At 62.6% G+C, this 25,012-nt stretch carries 16 protein-coding genes and 1 pseudogene; 6 read left to right on the top strand and 11 right to left on the bottom strand.

The window, feature by feature from the left end; translation table 11 throughout:
- Positions 1-67: 67 nt before the first annotated feature.
- Both hemB and V5E99_RS09725 read right to left on the bottom strand, forming a co-directional pair.
- Positions 68-1,042: a porphobilinogen synthase gene (hemB, locus tag V5E99_RS09730; protein ID WP_499802270.1), complete on the bottom strand. Its 975-nt coding sequence runs from the start codon at positions 1,040-1,042 to the stop codon at positions 68-70.
- Between the two features lie 298 nt (positions 1,043-1,340).
- Entirely contained in the window at positions 1,341-2,039 is a 699-nt protein-coding gene (locus V5E99_RS09725; protein ID WP_499802269.1) for a glutathione binding-like protein, read from the bottom strand.
- 399 nt (positions 2,040-2,438) lie between these two features.
- On the opposite strand from V5E99_RS09725, the gene V5E99_RS09720 reads away from it, so the two are divergent.
- Together V5E99_RS09720 and V5E99_RS09715 are read left to right on the top strand one after the other, a co-directional pair.
- Positions 2,439-3,113: a histidine phosphatase family protein gene (locus V5E99_RS09720; protein ID WP_499802268.1), complete on the top strand. Its 675-nt coding sequence runs from the start codon at positions 2,439-2,441 to the stop codon at positions 3,111-3,113.
- Positions 3,114-3,193: 80 nt separating this feature from the next.
- Complete coding sequence (locus V5E99_RS09715; RefSeq protein WP_499802267.1) at positions 3,194-4,249, top strand: permease; 1,056 nt, start codon at positions 3,194-3,196, stop codon at positions 4,247-4,249.
- A gap of 136 nt (positions 4,250-4,385) precedes the next feature.
- Here the strand turns inward: V5E99_RS09715 and mnmH are convergent, their stop codons facing one another.
- The 3 genes from mnmH to V5E99_RS09700 form a co-directional block, all read right to left on the bottom strand.
- On the bottom strand, positions 4,386-5,489 hold the full coding sequence (gene mnmH / locus V5E99_RS09710) for a tRNA 2-selenouridine(34) synthase MnmH (RefSeq protein ID WP_499802266.1): 1,104 nt from the start codon (positions 5,487-5,489) through the stop codon (positions 4,386-4,388).
- On the bottom strand, positions 5,489-6,523 hold the full coding sequence (selD, locus tag V5E99_RS09705) for a selenide, water dikinase SelD (protein ID WP_499802265.1): 1,035 nt from the start codon (positions 6,521-6,523) through the stop codon (positions 5,489-5,491). Before selD ends, mnmH begins: the two co-directional genes overlap by 1 nt.
- 207 nt (positions 6,524-6,730) lie before the next feature.
- The gene (locus tag V5E99_RS09700) at positions 6,731-17,254 is read right to left on the bottom strand and encodes an autotransporter-associated beta strand repeat-containing protein (RefSeq protein WP_499802264.1); all 10,524 of its coding nucleotides are present in this window, start codon (positions 17,252-17,254) and stop codon (positions 6,731-6,733) included.
- Positions 17,255-17,765: 511 nt separating this feature from the next.
- Between V5E99_RS09700 and V5E99_RS09695 the strand changes: the two genes are divergently transcribed.
- Entirely contained in the window at positions 17,766-18,722 is a 957-nt protein-coding gene (locus tag V5E99_RS09695) for a nucleoside-specific channel-forming protein Tsx (protein ID WP_499802263.1), read from the top strand.
- 9 nt (positions 18,723-18,731) lie between these two features.
- On the top strand, positions 18,732-19,766 hold the full coding sequence (locus V5E99_RS09690; RefSeq protein ID WP_499802262.1) for a purine-nucleoside phosphorylase: 1,035 nt from the start codon (positions 18,732-18,734) through the stop codon (positions 19,764-19,766).
- A 138-nt stretch (positions 19,767-19,904) separates the two neighbouring features.
- Here the strand turns inward: V5E99_RS09690 and V5E99_RS09685 are convergent, their stop codons facing one another.
- The 3 genes and pseudogenes from V5E99_RS09685 to V5E99_RS09675 all read right to left on the bottom strand — a co-directional run bounded on the left by V5E99_RS09685 (position 19,905) and on the right by V5E99_RS09675 (position 22,047).
- On the bottom strand, positions 19,905-20,861 hold the full coding sequence (locus V5E99_RS09685) for a quinone oxidoreductase family protein (protein WP_499802261.1): 957 nt from the start codon (positions 20,859-20,861) through the stop codon (positions 19,905-19,907).
- A gap of 43 nt (positions 20,862-20,904) precedes the next feature.
- A pseudogene (locus V5E99_RS09680) lies at positions 20,905-21,066 on the bottom strand (DUF1427 family protein); the annotation flags it as partial.
- Between the two features lie 198 nt (positions 21,067-21,264).
- Entirely contained in the window at positions 21,265-22,047 is a 783-nt protein-coding gene (locus tag V5E99_RS09675) for an AraC family transcriptional regulator (RefSeq protein WP_499802260.1), read from the bottom strand.
- Between the two features lie 146 nt (positions 22,048-22,193).
- On the opposite strand from V5E99_RS09675, the gene V5E99_RS09670 reads away from it, so the two are divergent.
- Positions 22,194-22,421 carry a DUF6555 family protein gene (locus tag V5E99_RS09670; RefSeq protein ID WP_499802259.1) on the top strand — a complete coding sequence of 76 codons (228 nt, stop codon included), beginning with the start codon at positions 22,194-22,196 and terminating at the stop codon, positions 22,419-22,421.
- Between the two features lie 72 nt (positions 22,422-22,493).
- Here V5E99_RS09670 and V5E99_RS09665 read toward each other — a convergent pair whose 3' ends face one another.
- The 3 genes from V5E99_RS09665 to V5E99_RS09655 all read right to left on the bottom strand — a co-directional run bounded on the left by V5E99_RS09665 (position 22,494) and on the right by V5E99_RS09655 (position 23,798).
- Entirely contained in the window at positions 22,494-22,658 is a 165-nt protein-coding gene (locus V5E99_RS09665; protein ID WP_499802258.1) for a metallothionein, read from the bottom strand.
- A gap of 190 nt (positions 22,659-22,848) precedes the next feature.
- Positions 22,849-23,301, bottom strand: a complete 453-nt coding sequence (locus V5E99_RS09660; RefSeq protein WP_499802257.1) for a DMT family transporter — start codon at positions 23,299-23,301, stop codon at positions 22,849-22,851.
- Between the two features lie 2 nt (positions 23,302-23,303).
- Positions 23,304-23,798, bottom strand: a complete 495-nt coding sequence (locus V5E99_RS09655) for a DMT family transporter (RefSeq protein WP_499802256.1) — start codon at positions 23,796-23,798, stop codon at positions 23,304-23,306.
- A gap of 256 nt (positions 23,799-24,054) precedes the next feature.
- On the opposite strand from V5E99_RS09655, the gene V5E99_RS09650 reads away from it, so the two are divergent.
- Positions 24,055-24,990, top strand: coding sequence for a LysR family transcriptional regulator (locus V5E99_RS09650; protein ID WP_499802255.1), 936 nt, complete (start codon positions 24,055-24,057; stop codon positions 24,988-24,990).
- The last annotated feature ends 22 nt before the right edge of the window (positions 24,991-25,012 follow it).

Raw genomic sequence — 25,012 nt, 5'->3', positions numbered from 1 at the left:
CAGCCTTCGGCAGCGCCTACACGGTCAATGTAGGCGCTGCCGAAGGCTGCGATCTTTTGCTTTTAAGTCAGATCCCGGCCAAGGCCAGATCCATCGCAAAGTAGGTAAAAATCAAATCCGCCCCCGCCCGCTTGATCGCCCCCAGGCTTTCACGCACCACCCGATCCTCATCAATCGCACCAGCCTGGGCCGCGAACTTGATCATCGCGTACTCGCCACTGACCTGATACGCCGACAGCGGCAAACGCGAGACTTCGCGGATGTCGCGGATGATGTCCAGGTAGGCGCCCGCCGGTTTGACCATCAGCGCATCCGCGCCTTCCTGTTCGTCCAGCAACGATTCGCGCACCGCTTCGCGGCGGTTCATCGGGTTCATCTGGTAGCTTTTGCGGTCGCCTTTCAATGCGCTGCCGCCGGCTTCGCGGAACGGGCCGTAGAGCGCCGAGGCGAATTTGGTCGAGTAGGCCATGATCGCGGTCTGGGTGAAACCGGCTTCGTCCAGCGCCCGGCGAATCGCCTGAACCTGGCCGTCCATCGCCGCCGACGGGGCGATCACGTCCGCGCCGGCACGGGCCGCCGCCACCGCTTGCTTGCCGAGGTTGATCAGGGTTTGGTCGTTGTCGACTTCGTGGTTGTGCAGCACGCCGCAGTGGCCGTGGTCGGTGTATTCGCAGAAACACGTGTCGGACATCACGATCATCTCCGGCACCGCATCCTTGGCAATGCGCGCCATGCGCGACACCAGACCATTGTCGTTCCAGGTGTCGCTGCCGCTGCTGTCCAGGTGATGGGACACGCCGAACGTCATCACCGACTTGATCCCGGCCCGGGCATAGCGCTCGATCTCGCCGGCCAGTTTCGACTCCGGAATACGCACCACGCCGGGCATGCTTTTGATCGGCACGAAGTCGTCGATTTCTTCCTCGACGAAAATCGGCAGCACCAGATCATTCAGGCTGAACTCGGTTTCCTGGAACAGGCTGCGCAGGCTCGCATTGCGGCGCAGACGGCGTGGACGTGCTTCGGGGAACTGGCTGGACATGGGTTTTCCTGACAAGACGATGACGAGACGAAAGTCGTAGGGGGCGAAGCTTATGCCCTGTACGGCGCAGGACACAAATATCAGGTGCGGAACAAACCTTTACCGACTGCGCAACAATCACTGCCTCCTGTGGGAACGGGCTTGCTCGCGAAGGCGGCCTGACAGTCACTTCTGATGTCGACTGACACAGCGCCGCCCGCTCCCCAGGGGTTTTGGGGTGAATCCAGAGAATGGGCTACAGACTCAGCGTCCGGTCGATACAGAGCTCATTACTCATCTAATCCACCTGAATCCAGTGTTACTTGGGAATTTCCAGCCCGCGCTGCACCGCCGGCCGCGCCAGGAAACGCTCCAGCACCCGGGTGACGTTGGCGAAATTCTGGATACCCACCAGATCACCGGCCTCATAGAAACCGATCAGGTTGCGCACCCACGGAAACGTCGCGATGTCAGCGATGGTGTAGCGCTCGCCCATGATCCAGTCGCGCCCTTGCAGGCGTTCATCGAGGACCTTGAGCAGGCGTTTGCTTTCCTCGACGTAGCGATCACGGGGCCGTTTGTCCTCGTAGTCCTTGCCGCCGAATTTGTTGAAGAAACCGACCTGACCGAAGATCGGCCCGATGCCGCCCATCTGAAACATCAGCCACTGGATCGTCTCGTAGCGCGCCGCCGATTCCTGGGCCAGCAACTGACCAGTTTTGTCGGCGAGGTAGATCAGAATCGCCCCGGACTCGAACAGCGGCAGCGGCTGATCCCCGGGCCCGTGCGGGTCGATGATCGCCGGGATCTTGTTGTTGGGGTTCAACGACATGAACTCGGGCGATAGCTGATCGTTGGTTTCAAAACTCACACGGTGCGGCTCGTACGGCAGGCCGATCTCTTCGAGCATGATCGAAACCTTGACGCCGTTGGGGGTCGGCAAGGAGTAGAGCTGAATCCACTCGGGGTACCGGGCCGGCCATTTTGCAGAAATCGGGAACGCAGAGAGATCGGACATGGGGGCATCCACGCAAACAGTGAAGCGACTGATAGTAATGTAGGAGCTGCCGAAGGCTGCGATCTTTTGATCTTGATCTTGATCTTGATCTTGATCTTGAAAAGCAAGATCAAAAGATCGCAGCCTTCGGCAGCTCCTACAGGGGTCATTTAGCGTGCTGATCCACCCACGTCCATAAATCCGCAACATCCTGTCGATAACCTTCCTGCAACCGGGCAAAGGTTGCGGCTAAAGTGCTGCGAACTCGCCGGGATCGAACCAAATGGGCTTCAGGGGACTCTGAACAATGCCTTTACGGAAACGAACCGGCCCAATGACATGGAAAACACCCGCTGCCGGGAGCGCGCGGTGTAAAGGTTTGTCAGCCTTAATCGAATGTGCTGAAGACACCTTTATTCAATGAAGACCCTTTTGAAATTCGCCCAACGCTTCAAGCATCGCGCGTACATCGTCTTGCCGTCGATGTTGGCGGCCAGTGCGCTGTTCCTGTCGCTTGAATCCAGCGAAAGCCGCGCCCAGCCGGCCGATGGCACCCAGACGCTGGTGTTCCTGCGCCACGCCGAAAAACCCGCCGGTGGCCTGGGCCAGCTCAATTGCCAGGGGTTGAACCGTGCAATCAACCTGTCCACGTTGCTGCCGGAGAAATTCGGCAAGGCCAATTACGTGTTTGCCGCCAACCCGACGCGCAATGTCGAGGAAGGTGAACTGGACAACTCCTACAGCTACATCCGGCCACTGATGACCATCAGCCCCAGCGCAATCAAGCTCGGTTTGCCGGTGAACATCGAATACTCGGCCAACGACACCAGCGATCTGGCGGATGAATTGCTGCACGACAAGTACCACAACTCAATCATTTACACTGCCTGGTCCCACGGTTACCTGCCCGAGCTGATCAACAAGGTCGCCAGTGAAGCCGTCGGCAAGAAACAACACATCACCGAGGACTGGGCATCCAGCGACTACGACTCGCTGTACGTGCTGACCCTGACCTGGCACAACGGCAAGGCCAGCCTGGAAAGCCACAGTTACAAGCAGGGCCTGGATAACGGTTCGCCGGCCTGTCCGATATAACGCCCCATGACTGTCGGGAGCACGTGTACGAAAGGGCTGGGCTATCATGAACCCCATCTCCCCTTGTCCGGAACCTCGCCATGTCGCTCTCAACCACAGCTGCCCCCGCCCGGGGCTGGTCGTTCTGGTGGAAACCCGCACTGTTTGTCCTGGTAGCCTGTGCCGGCCTCTATTACGTCAAATGGTCGCCCTACTACCTCAAGGCCTTCGTTGCCGCTGATAACCACAGCATCGGCGCCTCGATCATCAACGATCAACTGTCCGATCCCCTGAGCGCTGCCCTGGCCTACGCCAAGGTGTATTTCCTGGCGATCTGGAAAGCTGCGGTGCTGGCGGTGATTCTCGGTTCCCTGCTGCAAGTGTTGATTCCGCGAGACTGGCTGCTGCGGCTGTTCGGCCGCGCCGGTTTTGCTTCTACCCTGCGCGGTGGCCTGTTCGCCCTGCCCGGCATGATGTGCTCGTGCTGTGCCGCTCCGGTGGCCGCCAGCATGCGCCGGCAAAACGTGTCGGTAGGCGCGGCGCTGGCATTCTGGATCGGCAACCCGGTGCTCAACCCCGCCACGCTGGTGTTCATGGGGTTTGTGCTCGGCTGGGGGTTTACCGCGTTGCGGCTGGTGGCGGGGATCGTGCTGGTGTTCGGCGTGTCGCTGGTGGCCCAGCGAATCGCCGGCCCAGAGGTCTTGCCTGAAGCCGCTGTTGAAGCGGTAGTCGAAGCCCGCGAGGTTGACGCGCAACCGTTCCTGACCCGTTGGGGCCGGACGATCTGGCAATTGTTCTGGAGCACCATCCCGATCTACATTCTCGCGGTGCTGGTGCTCGGTGCGGTACGGGTCTGGGTGTTCCCGCACATCGATGGTGCCATGGCCAACAGCCTATTGTGGCTGGTGCCGCTGGCAATTATCGGGACGCTGTTTGTGATCCCGACCGCCGCCGAAATCCCGATCGTGCAAACCATGATGACCCTGGGCATGGGCACCGCCCCGGCGATCGCGTTGCTGATGACCCTGCCGAGCATCAGCCTGCCGTCGCTGCTGATGCTGCGCAAGGATTTCAACGCCAGGGTGCTGGTGAGCGTGGCGCTGATGACCATGGCAATTGGGGTAATCAGCGGGTTGGTCGGGGCGGCGTTGCTTTAAGCGATTTGGCGCCTGTTACGCCTCCATCGCGGGCAAGCCTTGCTCCTACAGGATCACGGCAAGGCCCGCGATGACGGATTCACCTCGCTCGCTGTAGGAGCAAGGCTTGCCCCCGATGAGGCCGGCGAAAACACCATCACCCCCGTTGACTAGCCCGCTCGCGAAGGTATTCAAACACCGCCCCGCGCTCCCCGGCAAACTCGATCCGCGCACCTTTTTTCTCACGCTGAAACGCATACATCGGGTCGTAATACTCGCTCAACAACCCTTCGATCCAGCCCCGGTGCAAATCCACGGCGCCGCTGCGCGCCTGCTCGGCCAAGGCGTCTTCCATCAAGAGCAGCATCCGCCGATGGCGCTCGCCGCCCAAGCGCTTCTGCACGTTATTCAGGCTCTCCAGCAACCGCTCGGAAAACAGCGCAAAGCCTTCCTCACCATGCACGCCGATGAATTCGGCACACAGGTCCACCACGTAATCACGCAGGATTCGCTCGACGCGCCCCTCAAGGCTGTCTTCGAGCCAAACCATCGGGAATTGCTGCATGCCCTGATACAACGGCAGCGGCAAGGCGCAACTGCCGACGGCGCGGCTTTCGTCTTCCAGCACAAACTGTTCGAGGCCCCGGGCGCGCTTTTTCAGCACATCCACGGCCAGGCGGTTTTCAAAATCGATGTTGGAAGGCTGCCCGGTGGCGCGCTTGCCGAAGCTGGAACCCCGGTGATTGGCGTAGCCTTCCAGGTCCAGGCCGTTACTCAATTGCGTCAACACTTCGGTCTTGCCGGTGCCGGTCATGCCGCCCAGCAAGACAAAATCACACTGGGCCACAGCCTGATCGACAGTGTCGAGCAGGAAAGTCCGCATGGCTTTGTAACCACCACCGACCCGTGGATAGTCAATGCCCGCCTCGTCCTTGAGCCACTGCTGGACGATCTGCGAGCGCAAGCCGCCGCGAAAACAATACAAATACCCCTCGGGATGCGCCCGGGCAAACTCGGCCCAGGCCTGGATGCGCTCGGCCTTGACCGCACCGGACACCAATTGATGGCCCAAGGTAATGGCCGCTTGCTGGCCGTGCTGCTTGTAGCAGGTGCCGATCCGTTGCCGTTCGTGGTCATTCATCAGCGGCAGGTTGACCACCCCGGGGAACGAACCCTTGAGGTATTCGACCGGCGCCCGGGCATCCATCAGCGGCCGGTCGTTAAGGAAAATATCGCGGTAATCGGTGAAGTCGATTGACATCAAAACACCTCGACCGCGTTGGTCTGTCGCTCAACCAGTTCGCCGATAGGCTCAAGGGTCAGGCCCAGCTCGGCGGCGACCGCAAGGAATTGATCGTTGCCCTCCGGCGTGACGGCGACCAGCAGACCACCGCTGGTTTGCGGATCGCACAGCACGCGTTTGTGCAGTTCCTGCAAGCGCCCGAGTTTGCTGGCGTAGCTGTCGAAGTTGCGCAAGGTGCCGCCCGGCACGCAGCCCTGGTCGAGGTAATACTCGACACCCGGCAGGCGCGGCACGCGGTCATATTCGATGCGCGCGGTGAGTTGGCTGCCGTCGGCCATTTCCACCAGGTGCCCGAGCAAGCCGAAACCGGTGACGTCGGTCATCGCGGTCACGCCGTCGAGCTTGCCGAAACGGCTGCCGGGTTTGTTCAGGGTGCACATCCAGTCGCGGGCCAGGCCGATGTCGGCGTGGCGCAACTTGCCCTGCTTTTCGGCGGTGGTGAGAATGCCGATGCCCAGGGGTTTGGTCAGGTACAACAGGCACCCGGCGCTGGCGGTGTCGTTGCGTTTCATGTGGCGCTTGTGCACCAGCCCGGTGACGGCCAGGCCGAAGATCGGTTCCGGGGCGTCGATGGAATGCCCGCCGGCCAGGGGAATGCCGGCCTCGTCGCAAATCGAGCGGCCGCCGCGAATCACTTCCCGGGCGATTTCCGGGGCCAGCACATTGACCGGCCAGCCGAGAATCGCAATCGCCATCAAAGGATCGCCGCCCATGGCGTAGATATCGCTGATGGCATTGGTGGCAGCGATGCGGCCGAAATCGAACGGGTCGTCGACGATCGGCATAAAGAAGTCGGTGGTCGAGACCACGCCACGCTCGTCGTCGATGGCATACACCGCCGCGTCATCACGCGAGGCGTTGCCGACCCACAGCTTGGGATCGAGGTTCTGCGCGCCGCTGCCGGCCAGAATCACTTCCAGAACCTGCGGGGAAATTTTGCAACCGCATCCTGCGCCGTGGCTGTACTGGGTCAGACGAATCGGCTCGCTCATGGGTGCACCTCTTGGGATCAATGGGGCCGATTCTAGCAGACGATCGGTCCCACGCTCTGCGTGGGAAGGATCAATAGAAAAGATCAAAAGATCGCAGCCTTCGGCAGCTCCTACGCAGGTGATCCCTGTAGGAGCTGCCGAAGGCTGCGAACTTTTGATGGGCAAAAAAAACCGCCCTTGCGGGCGGCTAAAACACTTCGACCGTGATCAGAACCCGAGGCTGAAGCTGATGGTCATCGCATGGTCCTCGTTTTTACCCGATACCTGCCCCGAGTAGCCGAGGCCGAGTTTGCCGGTCGGGCTGATCTGGAAGTCCACGCCGGCTTCAAGCAGCGCGCTGTCCTTGGCAATCGGCACACCTTGGGTATTGAACGAGGCGCCGCCATCGATAAAGGTCAGATCGGCGTCCGGTTTGGTGTCGCCGTAGGCATGACGCCAGCCGAGGGCCGCGCGCGGAGTCAGTTGCGAACCGTTGGCCAGGGTCAGCAGTTTGCCCACACGCACACCGAGGGTGGAGAACGTGATGTCCTGGCTCGAGTCAGCCTTCAACCGCCCTACCCCACCTTTTTCCTTGGCGGTGTCGCTGTCGTAGTTGACGTAAGACAGACCGGCGAATGGTTCCACCGCCAGACCGCCCGCATCGATGGCGTAACCCACTTCACCGAAGACTTGTGCGCTGCGTGCGTCGTAATGCGCCTTCAACCGGTCGTTGTAGGTGCCGACGTTGACGTTGCGTTGGGTTTCGATGTCGTGCCAGCTATAAGCGGCCCCCAGGCGCACGGCCAAGGCGTCAAATTGCGAGTTGAGGTACGCCGCCAAATGGTAGCTGTCGACCGTGGCATCCGAGTTGCGGTCATTGGCATCCAGGCTGCTGCGGGTGTAACCGGCGGCCATCCCGGCGCGCCATTGATCGTCGATTTGCTTGTCAGTGCCGAGCATGAAGCCGCTGAGTTTGCGATCCAGCTTGGCGCTGTTGCTGTCGCCATCCATTTCACCCCAAGTGCCAAGTGCACGCATCCAGCCGACCATTTCGCCGTGGCAGCCGCCGCTGGTCAGGCGATTTTCGCTGGGCGCCAGGGCGCGGCGAGGATCGTCCGGCCCACTGCAGGACGGTTGGCGCATGCGGTCGTTGACGGCGTCGCGGATGTAGCGCGAATCCTCAAGAATCGCACTGGCGGTGCTGGCGTGAATCTCCCCGGACAAGCTGTCGAACGCGGCGCGTGCACCCGCGCTGCTCAGGTTGATGATTTGGTTCTGCAACGCCGCACCGGCCACGCCATTGCTGCTCAGCGCGGACGCCGTGCGCCGTTGGTTACCCGTGGCCGCGACCGTGGCAAAGGACGTCTGGTTACGGGTGACGGCCAGATCGACCTCGTTGGCGCGGTAGACCAGCGACGTGTCGAGGAAGGCCTGTTCCGGCAGGTCGGTTGCGCTGAACGTACCGTTGACGCCGCCGCCCGCAGTAATCAGCGCATAGGTGGTGTTGCCGCTGTACGGCAGCAGACTGCTCACTTGCAGCGCGCCATCGAGGGTCGCCGTGCCACCCACGACCAACGGAGTGACGGTCGGCGAAGTGACGGTCAGTGCCAGCAAGCCATCCGGGGCGTTGGTCAGGTTGCCCGCCACACTCAGGGTTTCCCCGTTTGCGCCCGAGCTGAACACCCCATGGTTGACCACCGAACCGACACTGCCGTTACCGCTTAACGCCGCGCCATGGAACACGGTGACTTGCCCGCCGAAGTTCGCCGGTGCATCACCGACCTGCAACAGGCCTTGTTCGACTTCCACCGTACCGCTGAACGGCTGATCGCCTTCTATCAGCAGCGTCCCGGCCCCTTGCTTGACCAGATCGCCGGTGCCGCTGAGGACACCGTTGAAACGTCCGTTGCTGGCCTGGGCAAACAGCAGCCGCGCATTGTTGAAGACGCGGCCCTGCAGGCTGGTGGTGTTACCGACCAACGTACCGCCGCTGACGGTGGTGCCGCCGCTGTAGGTGTTGGCGCCACTCAAGACCAGTGTGCCGGAGTCCAGTTTTTCGATACCGCCGGTGCCCACCAGTGGCGCCGAGATTTCGGTGGTAACGCCGCCGTTGACCCGCACCGCCGCCAGACTGCCATCGGGCGCGTTGACCGGCGTCAGGCTGCCGCCCGTGCCCTGCACCAGGCTGTAACCGTTGTCGAGGAATTGCAATCCGGTGAAGGCCTGGTTGCCGAGCACCGTCACCGTGCCGCCGCCCAAGCCGCCAAATACGGCGAACTGGCCGCTCGAATCATTGCTCGCCGTCCCGCTGGCGTCCGTCCAGTTAGTGCTTGGGCCCCAGACGCCGCTGCCACCGGTAATCGTACCGTCGGCGTTGGTTTTGCCGCCGTTCCAGAACTGCACTTCACCCTGGGCACTTTGCACCAGCAGGTTGACCTGATTGGCCAGCGCGGTTTGCAGGGTCAGGCTCGCGGGCAGTACCCCGCCCGGCAAGGTGCCGTAGGTCAGGCCGTTGTCGGTCAGGCTGCCGCCGTAGCGGAACAGTTGATAGACACCGGTGCCGAAGCCGCCGGCATTACTGATGTTCAGCGTGCCATCGAGGGTCAGGTTGCCGGCGACGTTGACCACGGTGGTGGAACTGGTTGGCGCGCCGAGGCTGAAGTCCAGATGGCTGCCCGAGGCCAGGGCCAGGGAGCCGACCGACAACGGCGTTGCGCCGCCACCGCCGAGCAGGGTCGCACCGCTGGCGACTTGCACCGCGCCAGCGAGTTGACCGCTGCCACCAAGTTTTGCCCCGCTCTCCACGTTCACGTTGGCACTGTCGAGCGTGCCGTTCACCAGCAACGAGCCGGTCTGGACGTTGGTATTGCCAGTCAGACCATTGGTGCCGGTCAAGAGCAAATCGCCGCTGCCGTTTTTGGTCAGTGTGCCGCTGCCGGTAAGGTTGCCGGTGTAGCTGCCGTTACTGGTTTGCTCGAAGGTCAGCGCGGCGTTGTTGAGGATCGCGCCTTGCAGGCTGGTGGTGTTGCCGCGAGTGCTGCCGGCATTCAGGGTGGTGCCGCCGCTGTAGGTGTTGGTGCCGCTGAGCAGCAGCGCACCGTTGCCGTTTTTCACCAGGCTGCCGGCCCCGGCAATGATGCCGCTGAGGGTGGTGTCCTGCGTGCCAGCCAGGGTCAATTGCCCGGCAAGGTTGATGGCGTTGGCCAGTTGCAGGGCTGAGGTGCTGTCCAGTTGTGCGCTGCCACCGACGCCCAGTGCGCTGGTGCCGAGGGCGCTGTTGTTGCCGAGGATCAACGCGCCGGCATTCAACTGCGTGCCGCCGCTGTAGGTGTTGCTGCCATTGAGGGTCAGGCTCGATGCACCGGTCTTGATCAGGCTGCCGGTGCCGCTGACCACGCCATCGAGGGTCAAGGCGTTGGAACCGACGACGCTCAGCCCGCCATTGAGCACCACGGCGTTCGCCAGGCTGATTGCCGTGTTGCTGTCGAGCGTGGTGCCGTTGGCGGCGGTCAGTACACCGCTGCCCAGCGCCGCGTTATTGCCCACCACCAAGGTGCCGCCGTTGAGCGCGGTGCCGCCGGTGTAGCCGTTAGCCCCGTTGAGCACCAGGGTCCCGGTGTCGTATTTGCCCAAGGTGCCGGCGCCGTTGATCGCGACGCCAACGGTCGCGGTAGCGTTTGGATCGACCCGGAAACTCGCGTTGCCCAAACCACCGTTGACCAACGTCAGTTCGCCCGCCGTGCCGTTCACCAGGCTGTAGCCGTCGGTGACGAACTGCAGGCCGGTGAGGCTTTGCGCGCCGTTGACCGTGACCGTGCCCGCCGCGCCCTGGAACACCGCGAAGCTGTTGGCCCAGCCCAGATTGACGGTGCCGTCCACGTTGGTCCAGTTGGTGTTGCCACTGCCCCAGGTGCCGCTGCCGCCGTCGATCGCGCCGTTGCCCACCGCTTGCGCGCCGTCCCAGAACTGCACGGTGGTGTTCGGTGAGGTCACCAGCAAATTGACCTGGCTGCCCACCGCCGTCTGCACTTGCAGATTGCCCGGCACCACGCTGCCCGGCACGCTGCCGATCAGCAGACCGTTGTCGGTCAGGGCGCCGGTGTAATTGATGATGCGATACACACCGCTGCCGAAGCCGCCGATGTCGCTGACGTTCAGGGTGCCATCGAGGGTCAGGTTGCCGCCGACATTGATCAGCGCAGTACCGCCGCCGGACACTGGCGCCCCGAGCCCGACATCCAGGTTGGAGTTGCCGCTCAAGGCCAGCGAACCCACCGAAAGTGTGCTGCCGCTGGTCAACGCGACATGACCGCCATCGGCGACATTGACCGCGCCGGTGAGGCTGCCGCTGCCGGCCAGCGTCCCGCCGTTGTTGACCGCCACATTGGCACTGGCCAGCGAGCCGCTGACATTCAGGGTGCCGCCGTTGATGCCGGTATCGCCGCTCAGGCTGTTGATGCCGGTGAGGTTCAGGGTGCCGCTGCCGAGTTTGTCGAGCAGGCCGCTGCCGCTGAGTGCGCCATCAAACGTACTGCTGGCATTGTTGGCGCCGATGCTCAACGTGTTGCCGGCACCGATCAGCGCTGTCCCCGTGCCAGTGAGACTGGCGAGGCTGCCGGACGCGCCGAGGTTGAGTTGAGTGCCCGCCCCCAGATTGACCCCGGCATTGTTGCCCAGCGCTGTGGCGCTGGTGGTACTCAGGCTGCCGCCCAGCACATCGAAGGTGCCGCTGAACGTGTTGTTGCCGCCCAGGGTCAGGTCCGCCGCGCCATTTTTGCTCAGCGTTCCGGCGCCGGCCAGCACGCCGGTCAAGGTCAGGTTATTGGTGCCGGCAACCGCCAGCGCCGCGTTAACGTTGAGGTTGTTGGCCACGCTCAGCGCCAAGCTGTTATCCAGCGTGGCAGCGCCCGCGACGGTCAGGGCGCCGGTGCCCAGTGCCGAAGCGTTGCCGAGGGTCAGGGTGCCGGCGTTCAGGGTGGTATCGCCCTGCTGGGTGTTGACACCGTTGAGGGTCAGGTTGGCCGCGCCGTTCTTGATCAGGCCACCGGCGCCACTGACCACGCCGCCGAGGGTCAAGTCATTGCTGCCGCCCACCGCCAGTGTGGCGTTGAGGCCGACGTTATTGGCCAGGCTCAGCACCGCGTTGTTATCCAGCGTCGAGGCACCGGCGACCGTCAGGTTCCCCAGGCCAAGGCCCGAGGCATTGCCGACCGTCAGGGTCCCGGCATTCAGGGTCACGCCGCCGAGGAAGCCGTTGAAGCCATTGAGGACAAGATTGGCCGCGCCGCTTTTACTCAGGCTGCCCGCGCCATTGACCGCACCGTTGAGGGTCAGGTCGGCGCTGCCAGCGACGGCGAGGTTGCCGGCCAGGTTGATCACGTTGCTGACGCTCACGGCCGTCGCGGCATCCACGGTGGTGGCGTTGGCGGCATTCAGCGCGCCGGCGCCCAGTGCCGTGTCGGAGGCCAGAACCAGGCCACCGGCACTCAGCGTGACCGGGCCGAGGAAGCTGTTGTTGCCACCGAGGGTCAGGTTGGCCCCACCGGCCTTGACCACACCGCCCACGCCGCTGATCGCACCGTTGAGGGTCAAGGCATTGGAGCCACCGATATTCAGGTTGCCGGCCAGATCGACGGCGTTGCCCAAGGTGACGCCGCTGTTGCTGTCCAGGGTGGTGCCCGAAGCGGCGGTCAGCAGCCCCGTGCCCAGCGCCGTGTTGCTGCCCACCACAAGGGTGCCGCCATTGAGCAAGGTGCCGCCGGTGTAGGTGTTGGCGCCGTTGAGCACCAGGGTGCCGCTGTCGAGTTTGGCCAGGGTGGCCGTGCCGTCGATGCCGACGCTGATGGTCGCCGTGGCGCCCGGATCAACGCGGATCGCCGCATTGCCGCCCGTGCCGTTCACCGCAGTCAATTGCCCTGCGGCACCGGTCAACAGGTTGTAGCCATCGGTGACGAACTGCATGCCGTTGAAGGTCTGCGTACCGAGGACGGTCACGTTGCCCGCCGTGCCCTGGAAGATCGCGAAGTCGCTGGCCCAGGTCTGATTGGTCAAGCCATCGACCGAGGTCCAGTTGGTGCTGCCGGCATTCCAGGTCCCGGTGCCGCCGTCCACCGTGCCGTTGGGCAACGTCTGGCTGCCATCCCAGAAGCGCAGATTCAGGTTAGGCGCGGACACCAGCAGGTTGATCTGGTTGCCGACGGCCGTTTGCAACGCCAAATCCGCCAGGCTGTAGCCGATCGGGATGGCGCCAATGTTCATACCCAGGTTCAGCAAGCTGCCGGTGTAGTTGATCAAGCGATAGACGCCGACGCCGAAACCACCGGCATCGCTGACATTCAGGTTGCCGTCGAGGGTCAGGTTGCCGCCAATGTTCAGCAACGAGTTGGTGGACGGTGCGCCGAGGGCGACGTCCATATTGGAGGTGCTGTTGAGGGCCAGCGCGCCGACCGACAAAGTGTTGCCGCTGCTCAGGCCCAGATGAGCGCCGTTGTTCACGTTCAACGTACCCAGCACCGATCCGGTGCCGGTCAGGGTCGCGCCACTGTTGACGTTCACGTTGGCACTGCCCAGGGAACCGCTGAGGTCCAGGGTGCCGCCGTTGACCGCCGTGTCGCCGGTGAGGCCGTTGATACCCGTGAGGTTAAGGGTGCCGGTGCCGACTTTGGTCAAGCCGCCCGGGCCGGTGAGGCCACCGTCGAACGTGCTGGTGGTGTTGACGCCGCCCACCGACAAGGTGTTGCCCGAGCCAATCACTACATCACCGCTGCCGTTGAGGCCGGCAAGGCTGGCATCGGTGCTGAGGTTGAGGCTGGCGCCAGCGCTGATGTTCGCGCCGGAGGTGTTGCCCAACGCACCGGTGCTGGCGGCGGTGACGCTGCCGGACAGAATGTTCAACGCCCCGGTGAAGCTGTTGTTGCCGCTGAGGGTCAGGTCGGCCAGACCGTTTTTATTCAGCGCACCCGCGCCGTCGATGACGCCGCCAAGGTTCAGGTTGTTGTTACCCGCCACGTTCAGATCGGCATTCAGCGTCATGGCGTTGGCCACGGTGAAAGCCGCGCTGTTATCAAGGGTCGAAGTACCACCGACAATCAACGCGCCAGTGCCCAGCGCCGCGCCGTTACCCAAGGTCAGGGAACCGGCATTCAGGGTGGTGCCGTTCTGGTAGGTGTTGACGCCATTGAGGGTCAGGTTGGCGGCGCCATTCTTGATCAATTGGTTGCTGCCGCTGATCACGCCACCCAGGGTCAGGCCCTGAGTGCCGCCGACGGTCAGATCAGCATTCAGCGCCACGTTGTTGCCGAGACTGACGGCGGTGTTGCTGTCCAGGGTTGCCGCGCCGCCGACGGTCAAACCGCCAAGGCCCAGCGCCGAAGCGTTGCCGACGGTCAAGGTGCCGGCGTTCAGGGTGGTGCCGCCGAGGAAGCCGTTGGCGCCGTTGAGCGTCAGGTTCGCCGTGCCGTCTTTCACCAGGCTGCCGGCGCCGTTGACCAGCCCCGTCAGGGTCAGGTCAGCCGAGCCGCCGACGTTCAAGGCACCGGCCAGGTTCACCTGGTTGCTCAGGCTGACGGCGGCGTTGCTGTCCAGCGTGGTGTTGGCCGCCGCGTTCAACGCGCCGGAGCCCAAGGCACCGCTGGCCCCGACGATGAGCCGGCCAGTGTTCAGCGCGGTGGTGCCGAGGTAATTGTTGCTGCCGTTGAGGGTCAGGTCCGCCGCGCCGTTTTTGATCAGCCCGCCGATGCCGCTGACCACACCGTTAAGGGTCAGCGCATTGCTGCCGGCGACCGTGAGGTTGCCGCCGAGATTGACCGCGTTGGCCAAGGTTGCGGCGGTGCTGGCATCCAGCGTCGTGCCGCCGGACGCGTTCAATGGGCCGCTCCCCAGTGCGCTGTTGGAACCGACAATCAGCGTGCCGGCATTCAGCGCCGTGATGCCGGCGTAGGTGTTGGCGCCGGTGAGGGTCAGGCTCGACGCGCCGGTTTTGATCAGCCCGCCCGCGCCACCAATCAGGCCGTCGAGGGTCAGCGCATTGGCGCCGCCGGTGGTCAGGTTGGCATTGAGGGTGATGGCGTTGGCCAGGCTCAGGGCGGAACTGCCGGTGAGCGTACTCGCGCCGGCCACGGTCACGGCACCGCTGCCCAGTGCAGCGCTGTTGCCGACGGTGAGGCTGCCGGCATTGAGGGTGGTGCCACCCTGGAAGGTATTGACGCCGTTGAGGGCCAGGTCGGCCCCGCCGTTCTTGATCAACTGATTGGTGCCGCTGAGCACACCGTCGAGGGTCAGGGCGTTGGTGCCGCCGAGACTCAGGTCAGCATTCAGCGCAATGTCATTGGCGATGGCGACACCGCTGCTGCTGTTCAGCGTGGAAGCGCCAGCCACGGTCAGCAAGCCGCTGCTCAAGGCATTGGCGTTGCCGACGGTCAGGGTGCCCGCGTTCAGGATGGTGCCGCCGAGGAAAGTGTTGGCACCGTTGAGCGTCAGGTTAGCGCTGCCGTTTTTGGTCAGGCTGCCACTGCCGCCGACCGCACCGCCGAGGGTCAGGTCGGCGGTGCCGCCGATGTTCAGGTTACCGGTGGTGTTCACCGCGTTGGTCACGGCGACAGTGGAGCTGGCATCCAGCGTGGTGCCGGCGGCGGTGTTCAATGTGCCCAGGCCCAGTGCCGAGTTGGAGCCAAGAATCAGCGTACCGGCGTTCAGCGTGGTGTTGCCGGCGTAGCCATTGGTGCCGCTGAGGTTCAGGGCGGCGCTGCCATTCTTGATCAGCCCGCCCGCGCCGTTGATGGCACCGGTCAGGCCCAACGCCTGGGTGCCACCGAGGGTCAGGTCGCCGCCGAGGTTGATCGCGTTGGCCAACGTGACCACCGCGCTGGTGTCGAGGGAGGTGCCGGCCGCTGCGTTCAACGCCCCCGTGCCCAGCGCCGTGTTGGACGCCAGGATCAGTCCGCCAGCATTCAGCGCGGTGGGCCCCAGGTAGGTGTTGTTACCGCCCAGGGTCAGGGTCGACAGGCCATTTTTGATCAAACCGCTGGAGCCGGAAATCAGGCCATTGAGGGTCAGCGTGTTGCTGCCGACGACGGTCAGGTTGCCGTTCAGCGCCACCGAATTGCTCAGGGTCACACCGGTGGTGGTATTGAGGCTCGCCGCCGCGTTGACGTTCAGCGAACCGCTGCCGAGCGCATTGTTGTTGCCCAGGCTCAGGGTGCCGGCGTTCAGGTCGTTGCTGCCGGTATAACCGACGTTGTTACCGGTCAGCGTCAGGGTGCCGCTGCCGTTTTTCGAGATCCCGCCCGCGCCGCTGATCAGCCCCGCCAGGGTCAGGTTACCGACGCCGGAGGTGCCGATGGAGCTGTTGAGCACGATGTTGTTATTCAGTGTCACGGTACCCGGCGCCTGAAGGACGGTCGAACCACCCACCGTCACCGTGCCGGTGCTGAACGCCAGGTTGTTACCCAATTGAACCGAGCCGCCATTGAGGGCGGTGGCGCCCAGATAGGTGTTGGCGCCGTTGAGCACCAGTTGGCCGGTGCCGTTTTTGGTGATGCCGCCACTGCCGCTCACCACGTTGCCGAGGGTGATGGCGTTGGTGCCCAGTATCTGCATGCCGCTGGCACCCAGGTTGATCAGGTTGCTCAAGCTCAAACCACCGCTGCTGGCCTGTATCCCGCCGCCATTGGAGGTCAGCACGCCGCTACCGAAGGTCGCGTTGTTGTTGAACTGGGCAATACCGCCGTTGAGCGTGGTGCTGCCGGAAATCAGCGGCCCTTGCAGGGTCCAGGTGCCGCTGTTGACCGTCAGGTTGTTGAAGTTGACGTAGTTGGCGCTGGACACGGTGCCGGTGCCGCTGGTGCCGCCGCCAATGCCAATTGGATTTTGCAGGATCAGCGAGTTGATGCCCCCGACCCCGCCGTCGATCTGGCCGGTCGGTGCGAACGTCAGGTTGACGCCGATCAACCCGCCCAGGGCCAGGCCGATGCCGCCACCGTTGGAGATGGTTGAACCGGTGATCGCGGTGAAGGTGTTGGTGCTGCCATCGCCCATCGAGACACCACCGGTGATGGTGCCGGAGTTGACGAACGTGTTGCCGCTGGCCGAAGCCTCGAAGGCCACCCGGCCATTGATGACGCCGGCGTTGATCACATTGACCTGGGCGCCGCCCCGCGCCGCGATGATCGGGGTGTCGGCGGCGAACAGGGTCAGGTTCAACAACGCCGTCGAGCCGAGGGTGCCGTTGTTGACGATATTGGTGCTGCCGCCGGCGCCGTTGTTGATGTTCAACGCCATGCCGTTGAGGCTGGCCAGGTTCAAGCCGAGCAAATCGCCGGTGCCACGAATGATGCCGGTGGCGGCGTTGGTGATGTTCACCACCGAGGCGCCCGCGTTACCGATCACCGCCCCCGCGCTCAACACCGTCACGGCGCCGAGCAAACCGGGATCAATCAGCCCGGCGTTGTTCAGCGTGATGTTGTTACCCGTGAGGTTCAGCACCTGCCCGCCAAGCGTGGCATTCAGTTGCGCGGCGGAACCGACGTTGACGGTCAGGTCATTCACCGCACTGGAAAAGGTGTTGAGAAACAGCGGCAGTGACGGTACGCCGCTGCAAGTCACCGTCCCGCCCGCCGTCGGGCTACCCGGTAGACAGGAGGCCATTGCTTGGGGGCTGGCGAGGGAGGCGAAGACCCCGACGATGCCGAGGCGAACAGCGAAAGAAAGCGGGCAGACACGGAAAATCGGGGCGATGACGGATCTCAAGTCCACGGGCAATTCCTTTTCGTGGTTAACCATTCTTCCTTGAAGGGCGCGCTACAGCGGCCACCCTGGCCATGCAACCAACAACACGCGGATCAAGACTGCGAGGGTGTACAAAAGCGTTTCATTCTCGACACGTTAGTTGACGCACAGGGATGGGGCACAAAACCGCCGGGCTCAATTAGCATTAATACTTTCGCGCACGAGCGGTCTGGACCAAGGGTTGCGGACATTTTCGCCAACCCCGCCCCCCCGTAGGAGCTGCCGAAGGCTGCGATCTTTTGATCTTGTCTTTAAAAAGCAAAATCAAAAGATCGCAGCCTTCGGCAGCTCCTACGGGGGAATATGGAAGTTGATCGAAAGGACAATAAAAACGACGAATTCTTCGGTTTTTCATGGAATTGAAACAATTGGTATGAGATGTGCAAACGTTTGCGAGTCGCCGATAACGGCTTTTTCGCTACCTAACCGCGCAAGCCCGAAAAACCGGGCCTTCGATCCGCACGAAAAGGGACTTTCAATGCACCACACGTCCAGCCGCGTGACTTGCTCGCGCACATTCGCTGTTTCTTTGGCGCTGGCCAGCGTTACAGGACTACTCAGCAGCACCGTTTTGGCGCAACCGGCCCTGCCCGAAGAATCCGCCCAGGGCGAAACCCTCAGCATTGAGGCCAGCCCGCCAAAAAAAGGCGCCTACCTGTCGGACTGGTTCAACCAGGACCTGACCGTCATCGGCAGCAAGGACATCAGCTTCGGCCCGCAACCCGCTGACGATGTGTACCTGGAATACGAATATTTCGGGCGCAAGGGGCCGTTCGAGTTGTACGGCTACGTCGACATCCCGAAGATTTTCGACATCGGCAACAGCCATGACAAAGGCGCCTGGGACCACGGCTCGCCACTGTTCATGGAGCACGAACCGCGCATCTCCATCGACTACCTGGCCGGGCGCAGCCTGGCGGTCGGGCCGTTCAAGGAATGGTATGTAGCGTTCGACTGGATCTACGACCACGGCAGCAACACCCGCAACCGCGCCAACACGCTGTACAGCGGTTTGGGCACCGACATCGACACCCATTCGCGGGTCAACCTGTCGGCGAATTTCTACGGGCGCTACCAGTGGGAAAACTACGGCGCCAGCAACGAATACTCCTGGGACGGCTACCGCGCCCAGCTGAAATACATCGTGCCCATCGACAGCTACAGCAACGGCGCGTCGCTGACCTACATCGGCTTCACCAATTTCGACTTCGGCTCGGACCTGCACAAGGACAACCCGGCCCGCACCGCCAACGCCACCGTGGCCACCAACGTGTTGCTGTATTCCTTTACGCATTTGCGTTTCACCCTGGTCGGCCGTTACTTCCACAACGGCGGCAACTGGGAGGATGGCAGCGAGTTGAATTTCGGTGATGGCGACTTCCGCGCCCGTTCCAATGGCTGGGGTTACTACGCCGGCATCGGTTATCAGTTCTAAGGAGATGTTATGAAAGCAATAACGCGTCTTTCCCTGTCTGTCGCCGTGGCTTGCGGCACCCTGCTCTCCTCTGCGGTTTGGGCGACTGAAGCACCGATCCAGCCGAAAGTGATGCTGATCACCATGTTCGCCCCCGAAGCGCAACACTGGATCGATCGCCTGGAACTCAAGCAGGAAGTCCGCGTGCCAGGCCTGTCCGCCGAGTACCCGAACATTCGCTGCAACAGCCAGCAGGTGTGCCTGATGGTCACCGGCATGGGCCAGACCAACGCCGCCGCATCGACCCTGGCCTTGGCGCTGTCGCCGAAGTTCGACCTGCGCAAAAGCTATTTCCTGATCGCCGGGATTGCCGGCATCAGCCCGAAACACGGGACCATCGGCACCGCTGCGTGGGCGCATTACCTGGTGGAGTTCGGCACCCAGTGGGAGATCGATTCGCGGGATGTACCGAAAGACTGGCCGACCGGTTACATCGGCATCAACACCAAGGGCCCGAACGAAAAACCGCCACTGGACTACAAGACCGAAGTTTTCGAGCTGAACCCGAAGTTGCAGGCCAAGGCGTTTGCCCTGTCGCAGAACGTCCAGCTCAGCGAGAGCAAGGAATCAGCGGTGTGGCGCATGAAATACCCGTCGGCCCCGGCCAATCAGCCGCCCGTGGTGACGAAGTGCGACACGCTGGCGGGGAACACCTGGTTTTCCGGGACCCGTTTGAGTGAACGCGCGGAAACCTGGACCCAGTTGCTGACCGACAACAAGGGCGAATACTGCACGACCCAGCAGGAAGACAACTCCACCTACGAAGCGCTGCTGCGGGCCAGCCGCGAGGGCTTGGTGGATGTGCAGCGTCTGGCGGTGGTGCGCGCCGGGTCCGACTTTGACCGGCCAGCGCCGGGTCAAAGTGAGGTGGATAACCTGCTCAAGTACGCAGACCAGGGCGGATTTGTGCCGGCACTGGAGAACCTCTACCGCACGGGCAATCCGTTGGTGCAGGCGATTTTGAACAATTGGTCGGCGTGGGAGAACGGTGTGCCCGAGGCCTGAGCCCGGCTTGAGGACGCCTTCGCGGGCAAGCCTCGCTCCTACGGGTTCTGCGCCGAACATGATCATTGTGATCAACGCGATTCCTGTAGGAGCGAGGCTTGCCCGCGAAGAGGCCAGCCCACTCAATACAAGGATCGGTTATGGCAACAAAATCACCTTGTCACCACCGCCCGCATTCACCTCGGCATAACGCTCCAGCCCTTCGGCCAACGGCGATTCCACCAAGCCTTCCGGCAGCGGCAACAAGCCCTGATCGAAGAACGTACCAAACTGATCAAGCATCGCCGCACACGCCTGGACGCCGTACAGCAACGAGTTGATTCCCACTACTGAACCGCCCTTGCGGTACAGCGCCAGGGCCGGCAATTGCACATGCCCGTCCACTGGTGCGGCGATGATCGCGATGCGACCGAACGGCGCCAGCGCCGGGACCGAGGCCGGCAGCCAGAAACCGGTGGTGTCGAAAATCACGTCTGCGCCGCCGGCATACACCGCGTTCACCTGAGCGCCGAGGTCTTCAGGCTTGTCCAGTTGCAGTGTCTGATAACCCAGGGCCTGCAACTCTTTGACCTGCTCCACCCGCCGCGCCGCCGCCAACACCTGCGCGCCCCTGATTTTGGCCAGCGCCAACGCCGCACTGCCGACCGCGCCGCCGCCGATCACCAGCAAACGCGTACCCGCCTTCACCAGACTGCGTTCCAGCGCATCCCACGCCGTGGTGTACGGCACGCCGAGGCTGGCAGCCTGGGAAAAACTCAAGTGCGTCGGTTTCAGCGCCACGCCGTTGGCCGGCAATTTGACGAATTGCGCGTGGGACCCGTCGGCGAAAAAGCCCAGTTCACGACCCGTGCCCCAGACCTCCTGACCGATCAACGGCTGCGGGCCTTCCACCACCACACCGGCGAAATCCCGACCGGGAATGCGTGGCAGCGTGGTGTAGGGAAAACGCCCGAGCACGTTCTTCACGTCGCTGGGGTTGAGGCCGGCAGCCTTGATCTGCACCAGCACTTCATTGGCTCCCGCCGTGGGGGTCGGGACTTCTACGTAACGCAGGGCCGAGAGGTCGCCGGTCTTGTCGAATTGCAGAGCTTTCATCGGGAACTTCCATTGAAGGGAATTAAGGGTTTCAGGACATCCAGCCGGCGATCAACTGCCGGCCCATGGGCCACAACTGCTCACCGGCCAGCATGCCGAGCAGGCCGACCAGCGCGATGGCCGGAGGTGCCGGCGAGCGAAAATCCAGCGCGCCATACAGCAGACCAACGCCCAGGCCGATGCCCAGCGAGATGAGGTAGTTCATGACAGACTCCGTGGCACAAAGGGTATGTGCAGAGTCTAGAGAACGCCGACGAAAGCCATCGGCCAAGTGCTTCTGAATTTCGGCCAAACACCAGGAGCATTCCCGTAGGAGCTGACGAGTGAAACGAGGCTGCGATCTTTTGATCTTGCTTTGACAAACAGAATCAAAAGATCGCAGCCTCGTTTCACTCGACAGCTCCTACGGGGGGGCGTGGGGGGATGTTATGAATTGCGACGGCGCAACACCGAGTTCGCGGCGGAACATGTCGCTGAAACTGCTCGGCGAATAACCCAGTTCCCGGGCAATCGCACTGACCGGCACACCCTGGATCAACTCGGCCACGGCCGTCGCCAGTTGCACCTGCCGCCGCCATTCGGCGAAGCCCATGCCCAAGCCGTCCTTGAACAGCCGCGCAAGAGTTCGCACGCTGGCCCCGGCGTTTTCGGCGTGCTGTTCGAAAGGAATCTCCAGGGACGGTGCGGCCATGACCACCTGACACAGGTTCAACAGACGCCGGTCGGAATCGTCCGGCAACGGGATTTTCAGCATCGAGCGCTTGGCGCGCTGGAGTTCCAGCAAGGCCAGCCCGACCAGTGCCTCGTAATAGTCCGGCGCCCCGTCCTCGCCCTGTTCCACCAGCCCGACAATCAATTCCCGCAGCAAACCACCGACCTCGATCACCTGGACGCTGTCATCCAGGGTCGCCGCCAGCGCCGGTCGCAGGTAGATATTGCGCATCTGCAAGTCCGACACCACGCGAATCCCATGGGGCACGCCCGGCGGCAACCACACCGCCCGCTGCGGCGGGACCACCAATGCTTCGTGCGGTGTCTCGACCCACATCACCCCGCTCATGGCGTATAACAACTGGCCCCAGACATGTTCATGGGGCTCGATAAATAACCCGCGCGGATAGGTGCGCGCCAGCGGTTGCACGGGCATGTCGGTGTCGGTCAGGTCAGGCGGTGCGGCGAGGGCCATGGGCAACGTTCATTGGGGTTCGGGGAAGTCGCCATGGTAGCGAGGCGCCCGGGTTGTCGCCAGTGACGGTCGCCGTCCGACAATTCGACTGAATTTTCCGTGCGCACCGCGATCCCTCTATTACCACAGGGAGGAATACGGGCTTTATGAACAACGCAAAACTCTTCGTCATTGAATACACCCTTCATGGCGCCCCCAAGTCTTTCATCATCCGCCTGGACAGAATGGACAACGCGGAGGCCTGGCATTGGGCAAGTTGCGACGCCGGCGTCGGGCGAATACCCCGCTTCGGCCGTGAAAAGGTGCAGAAAACCAGCAAGCCGCTGGCGGAGAAATTCGGCGTCGAGAATGTTACTTGGCGACCGGCAAGCTAACAGTCACAGGGGGAGACAAGGACCGTCAGAAACGCAAAGTGGAGCCCCGATGGCTCCACTTTTTTTGGGCTGTCAGTGACTGGCGCATTTGCAACCTTCACTGGAGCATTTTTCGCCGTGCTCGTGATGCTTGGCGCAGGCTTCGCAGCAATAGTGCTTGCCGTGACGGGCAATCGGATGAGCGCCCAGTTTGCAGGCGCATTTTGGGCAGTCGCAGGTACTTTCACTGTTGATCATGGGGATGACTCCATTGTCAGGATCGTCCGGTGCGACAGAAGCGCACCCGTCTCACAAGTGTAGAAGCCGGTAAGGCAGGCAGGAGCTGGTAGGAGCTGTCGAGAGAAACGAGGCTGCGATCTTTTGAGAACATCAACGAACATCAACATCAAAAGATCGCAGCCTTCGGCAGCTCCTACGATGGACCGCGTTATGCGCTTCGGGCGCTGCTGCGGTACATAAACACCAACGCCAATGCCAGGCACACCATCGCCAGCACCCGGCTCCCGGACAACTCAATCGCCGGGTTGCCGAGCCAGCCAAAGTTATCGATCAACATGCCCATGCCCAATTGCCCGACGATCACTGCCACCGTCGCCACGGCCGTGCCGACCCGGGGCACCGCGCCGACCATGACCATCATGTACACCACGCCAAACAACGCGCCGCTGAGCTGCCATTTCGGCACATCCAGCAAACTCACGGCATGGGCCGGCTCGAAAAACAGGATCAGCAACCCGGTGACCACCGCGCCCACCACAAACGTGAGCAAACTGCTGCGCAACACACCAACGGTTTCGCCCAGACGCCCGTTGATCGCAGCCTGAACACTCAACACCGCACCCGCCGCAACCACCATGGCCAACAAAATAATCAGACTCATCATCAACCCCGAGCAATCAGAACAAGTGCCGCGACAATCAGCAGCAACGCCAGCCAACGTTCGCCGTTGACCTTTTTCCGCGTAGCGCCGAACCAGCCAAAGTGGTCGATCAGCACACTCTTGCCGACCTGCCCGGAAAGGATCGCGATCATCGTCATGGCGATGCCGATGTGCGGCGTAGCCAGGGTCAGCACCACGACGTAGATCGGCCCGAGGAAGCCGCCGATCAACTGCCAGCGCGGCAACTCGCCGAGCGCGGGCCCTTGTTGCTTGCCGCTAAACAGCAGCAGCAGAAACAGAATCGCCGAGCCGACCCCAAAAATACTCAGGGTCGCCCACAAGTGCCCGACCTGAACGCCCAGCGGCCCAAGCAAACCGGCCTCCACAGACAGCCCCATGCCGGCCAGAATCACCAGGGGCAGCAGCAATAAGCGCAGCCCTGGTTTGGAAGTCGGCATTGCTACAACAGCAACGTCGTCGATTGAAGAAGATTGCATAAGTAAAACCTGCCAGTCGTCAGTTGAGGCACAACCGCTGTGGGAGCGGGCTTCCTCGCGAAAGCGGTGTGTCAGCCAATATTGATGTCGCCTGACACGGCCTCTTCGCGAGCAAGCCCGCTCCCACAGGGGATTTGCGCATTGGCTGACAGGAGTGGTCCGTCAGCCGGGACGCGCATTATCGGCTGGCGATCCTTTGCGATAAATGGGAGCATCCAGACAACACTTTTGCGTATCTCGCACAGCAGGATTCACCATGCACGGCCTCAACGAGCTCGGATTCAAGGCACTTCGGCTATTTGTCGCGGTGCTCGACCACGGCAGTTTTTCCGAAGTCGCCCGCCGCGAGGGCCTGGCGCCCTCCTCGATTTCCCGGCAGATCCAGTTGATGGAACAGGCGCTGAACCAGCAATTGCTCTACCGCCACACCCGCGCGGTCACGCCGACCGAGGCCGGGCGCATGCTCGGGCATCACGCGCGGCTGGTGCTGGTGCAACTGGAGGAAGCCGAACAAGCCTTGCAGGAACAGCAAAGCGAACCCAGCGGCCTGGTGCGGATCAATGCCCCGGTGGTGTTTGGCCAGCGGCATCTGACGCCATGGCTGGGTCAGTTGTGCGAGCGCTATCCGAAACTGCAACTGGATATCCAGCAGACCGACAGCTACGTCGACCCATTGCAGGAAGGCGCCGACCTGTTGTTCCGCATCGGCCCCCTGCACGATTCGAGCATGCAGGCACGCATCCTGGCGCCCCATCGCTTCCAGGTCGCGGCCAGCCCCGCCTATCTCAAACGCCACGGCATCCCGCAACACCCGGACGACCTCGCCGCGCACCAATGCCTGGCCTACAAAGGCGTGACCGGGCAACAGCGCTGGTTCTTTCGTCAGGGGCAGCAGGACTGGACGCCCTACTCGGTAAAAGGGCCCATCACCGGCAACCACGCCGACACCCTGACCCAAGCCGCCGAACAAGGGCTGGGGCTGGTGATGTTTCCGTCATGGCTGATTGGCGAAGCGGTGCGCGAAGGCACACTGGTGCCGGTGCTCGGGGATTATCAAGTGTCCAACAGCGTTGAGCCGCAGCAGATTGCCGTGCTGTGGCCGGGTAGCCGGCGGCTGTCGGTGAAGGTACGGACGGTGATTGATTTTTATGTGGGGTGTTTTGGGGTTGTGCCTTATTGGGACAGGCCGTAGCGGCCTGCCCACCCGGACTGTA

The organism is Janthinobacterium sp. LPB2021202312-11-4, assembly GCF_037049705.1.
In the GTDB taxonomy this organism is placed as follows: domain Bacteria; phylum Pseudomonadota; class Gammaproteobacteria; order Pseudomonadales; family Pseudomonadaceae; genus Aquipseudomonas.
The sequence above is the reverse complement of the archived record's forward strand: the minus strand, read 5'-3'. Positions and strand labels throughout refer to the sequence as shown.

Coding starts and splice junctions, on each gene's coding strand:
- hemB (WP_499802270.1), bottom strand. CDS start 1,042: ATGTCCAGCCAGTTCCCCGAAGCACGTCCACGCCGTCTGCGCCGCAAT.
- V5E99_RS09725 (WP_499802269.1), bottom strand. CDS start 2,039: ATGTCCGATCTCTCTGCGTTCCCGATTTCTGCAAAATGGCCGGCCCGG.
- V5E99_RS09720 (WP_499802268.1), top strand. CDS start 2,439: ATGAAGACCCTTTTGAAATTCGCCCAACGCTTCAAGCATCGCGCGTAC.
- V5E99_RS09715 (WP_499802267.1), top strand. CDS start 3,194: ATGTCGCTCTCAACCACAGCTGCCCCCGCCCGGGGCTGGTCGTTCTGG.
- mnmH (WP_499802266.1), bottom strand. CDS start 5,489: ATGTCAATCGACTTCACCGATTACCGCGATATTTTCCTTAACGACCGG.
- selD (WP_499802265.1), bottom strand. CDS start 6,523: ATGAGCGAGCCGATTCGTCTGACCCAGTACAGCCACGGCGCAGGATGC.
- V5E99_RS09695 (WP_499802263.1), top strand. CDS start 17,766: ATGCACCACACGTCCAGCCGCGTGACTTGCTCGCGCACATTCGCTGTT.
- V5E99_RS09690 (WP_499802262.1), top strand. CDS start 18,732: ATGAAAGCAATAACGCGTCTTTCCCTGTCTGTCGCCGTGGCTTGCGGC.
- V5E99_RS09685 (WP_499802261.1), bottom strand. CDS start 20,861: ATGAAAGCTCTGCAATTCGACAAGACCGGCGACCTCTCGGCCCTGCGT.
- V5E99_RS09675 (WP_499802260.1), bottom strand. CDS start 22,047: ATGGCCCTCGCCGCACCGCCTGACCTGACCGACACCGACATGCCCGTG.
- V5E99_RS09670 (WP_499802259.1), top strand. CDS start 22,194: ATGAACAACGCAAAACTCTTCGTCATTGAATACACCCTTCATGGCGCC.
- V5E99_RS09665 (WP_499802258.1), bottom strand. CDS start 22,658: ATGATCAACAGTGAAAGTACCTGCGACTGCCCAAAATGCGCCTGCAAA.
- V5E99_RS09660 (WP_499802257.1), bottom strand. CDS start 23,301: ATGAGTCTGATTATTTTGTTGGCCATGGTGGTTGCGGCGGGTGCGGTG.
- V5E99_RS09655 (WP_499802256.1), bottom strand. CDS start 23,798: ATGCAATCTTCTTCAATCGACGACGTTGCTGTTGTAGCAATGCCGACT.
- V5E99_RS09650 (WP_499802255.1), top strand. CDS start 24,055: ATGCACGGCCTCAACGAGCTCGGATTCAAGGCACTTCGGCTATTTGTC.